Source organism: Nitrosomonas mobilis, from assembly GCF_900103035.1.
Taxonomy (GTDB): Bacteria; Pseudomonadota; Gammaproteobacteria; order Burkholderiales; family Nitrosomonadaceae; genus Nitrosomonas; species Nitrosomonas mobilis.
Genome location: NZ_FMWO01000022.1, coordinates 1 through 2859, shown reverse-complemented (window position 1 = coordinate 2859; position 2859 = coordinate 1). Strand labels below are relative to the sequence as shown.

Annotated in this window: 2 protein-coding genes and 1 pseudogene; all 3 read right to left on the bottom strand. The window is 48.3% G+C overall.

Annotation, left to right across the window (positions count from 1 at the left end; translation table 11 throughout):
* Positions 1-12: 12 nt before the first annotated feature.
* The gene (locus NSMM_RS01535; RefSeq protein ID WP_245654634.1) at positions 13-918 is read right to left on the bottom strand and encodes an IS1595 family transposase; all 906 of its coding nucleotides are present in this window, start codon (positions 916-918) and stop codon (positions 13-15) included.
* A gap of 265 nt (positions 919-1183) precedes the next feature.
* On the bottom strand, positions 1184-2014 hold the full coding sequence (locus NSMM_RS01530) for a hypothetical protein (RefSeq protein ID WP_090283942.1): 831 nt from the start codon (positions 2012-2014) through the stop codon (positions 1184-1186).
* Positions 2015-2174: 160 nt separating this feature from the next.
* Positions 2175-2797, bottom strand: a pseudogene (locus tag NSMM_RS01525) (transposase); the annotation flags it as partial.
* Positions 2798-2859: the final 62 nt, after the last annotated feature.

The window sequence follows — 2859 nt, the reverse complement described above, 5'->3', positions numbered from 1 at the left end:
TTACTGCCTTAGCTAGTTGTGCCCACCCCAACGTTCCAGCCATCTACGCCAGCCCAGGTAATTTTCCAGGTATTTGGTTGCGACCCCATGAAATCTTTTCATCCACTGTTTAAGTCTGCTGTCGTAGGCATTAACATTCTGGATATGGTAAACACCAGCAATGACTCGAATTCCAGCAGAGAGATTGACGGGGCGATGGGTAATTCCGAGGCTATGAGCCACAGACCGGTAGACGGCAGCGCCATCACTACAGAAAATGGCATCTTTTGCCAGGATAGCCCGCAAAGGAGGCTCAATTGTCTTTCTATCAGGCGCATTCAACATGAAATCTGCTGTTGCACCAGAGCGGTCGCGTACTACCAGCACCGGCACCTGATCTTTGCCTGTGCTACGTACATGGATTTGCTTGCCACGTTTACGCGGTGGACGATTCAGGTGACGTTGACCTTTGCAGGAAGAGGGAAAAAAGGTCTCATCCGCCTCAATGATTCCTTGCAAGTGGTTGGCTTTAGTAGCCGCCGGCAAAGTCAGGAACCGATGGCGCCAGCGAAAACTGGTGTTTTTGTCTATTCCGCATTGCCTGCCGCTAGCTCGCACGGTCAAACCTTCAATCAACGCTGCACTGTAATTCAACCACTGCTCCTTATGCCGCAGACGGGCCAAAGGAGTTCCCGAAATAGCCGTGAATGTGTGCTTGCATAAGCAACAGCGAAAACGTTGCAACCCCGCCTGGTGCCCCCAACGATGAGGGCGATCCGCCTGGCAGACCGGACAACTCGGCTCAAAAGAGTCCTCAAGATATTTCACAACCACAGCTTGTGGCTTCGCCTCGCTCAGATAATGTTTGGCCTGTTCTTTTTGACGACGATTAAGTTGCGATATCTTTTCCAACCACTCCCGAAAATCAGTGGCTTTCATGACTATACCCTCCAGTCTTAAGGTTCCAGCCTATCCGACAAAAAGGTAGTTCCAACGTTTAATGCAGACATAGCCACAATTAATACGGGCGATTACTGAATATATAGAAATACTCTATAGCTGACATACATGCTAGAAGTGCCGCTTGCTGAAATACCACAAGCGGCACGGTAATGGCAGGAGAAAGATCTTGCTGCCTCGACAGAGATTATGAGGATGATGTCTTGTTGAGCTTTTAATCACCTTCGGCGCAAGCTGCTAATGTTTACTTCTTACCGCCACGCAGTTGAATCTTCTGCTCTATGTATCCATCAGCGCATTGGAATGGGCCGCACGTAAACGCAAATGTCATAGTCATCGCTTTGCCACCAGCAAACTTGCCATTTTGCGGAACAACGTTTCCAGACCATGGGTGCGACGTCCCATTGCATGTGCCAGAGTCGAAGAAAAAGAAATCTCCACGAATGGTGGCTATTCGTCCGACATTCTGGCTGGCGTCTCCGAACAAGCCAAGAAAGTCACCATTGTTGCAAGTGTACGTTCCTGAAATCGTCGCAACACCGGTGCGGATATTAACTATACCAACGGGGTTTACAGTGAAGTCGTCCAGTGTGGTTGGTGCTACTTCATTGAACGAAATACTCAAAAGTCCTCCATTGCCGCCTCCGTCAAGCTGATCATCTATGGCCAGCACATAGTAGGTCGTACCCGCTGTTGCGAAAAAAGGCACAGCCCCAGGCCCGCATGCGATGGTCTGTAAATTGTCTTGGCTACCCTCGCCTACCAAGACGCCAGCTGAGTAGTTGGATTGCGAAACATCGACTACGACGTTCGTGTCAGAAGTGGCATTAAATGAATACCAAACGCTGGCGTCGCTTGCTGGGGCGCCGCACGACGTGTTCAGTAGGGCGTCATCGCTATCTGTGGTTGCCTCTGTTGTGTCGAGCACCTCGCTGAACCCGACAGTGACCGGGGTTGAATTGGTGAATGTATCGTTGGTAGGTGGAGCTGCGATGGCTTGATTAGACACCCACCATGATAACGCTATAATCATAATCGCTATTTTTTTTAATCTATACGCATTCATATTTAACATTTTAATTACTCCAATTATAAGTAAAGATAAATTTATGATGCAAAGACGCATACAAGGGCAACGTAGATGATGTAGACGGAAAAAGTCTACGCTTTTCAGAACAATAAAGATAGGCAGTTATAGCAAACTCCAATTGCTATTGAATGAAGATATAGCGAGCAGGACAATTGCTGTCCGTCGTCACCTTGTACTTCTTCCGGTGTTTCACTTGTATCCCGGCTTCTTGCATTAGTCTTCTCGCCTTCCAGCGACTAACCCGATAGCCCAAGGTATTTAGCGCTCGTTTTATCCTGCGACTGCCATAGGTGTAATCGCATGATTTTACAATATTTTGCACAGCATCAAGCAGTTGCCTGTGGTGTAGATCATCCGGACCATTGCGGCGGCGTTGTTCATAGGCATAGTAAGCACTGCGACTCACACCCAATAGCCGGCACAGCAGACCGACCGAGCAGGTCTTTTTCTTTTGGGTGATAAACGAATACTTCACTTCGTTTCTTTCACGAAAAAGACCGCCGCCTCCTTTCGTATTTGCCGCCCCAGCTTTAATTGCTTGTTTTCTATCCTGAGTCGTCGGATTTCTTCCTGCTCCGGTGTCAGCTTCCCATTACCACGGAATGCCTGACCATTAGTATCCGCCTGATTCTCCCTGACCTATCGCCCAAGCATGTTAGCTCTGATTCCCAAGCTTCTGGCCGCCTCCGCTATCGTTAATCCCTCATCCAGTACCAAGCTGATTGCATCCAGTTTGAATTCCTTTGTATAGTGTTTCCTCGGTTCCATTTTTTCCTCCAATTAAGATATCTTCTCTTAACTGGAGTGTCCGGGTCTATTGGACCATATCA

What these genes read in the sequence shown, in the direction of transcription:
- NSMM_RS01535 (WP_245654634.1), bottom strand. Translation starts at nt 918, where the DNA reads ATGAAAGCCACTGATTTTCGGGAGTGGTTGGAAAAGATATCGCAACTT.
- NSMM_RS01530 (WP_090283942.1), bottom strand. Translation starts at nt 2,014, where the DNA reads ATGTTAAATATGAATGCGTATAGATTAAAAAAAATAGCGATTATGATT.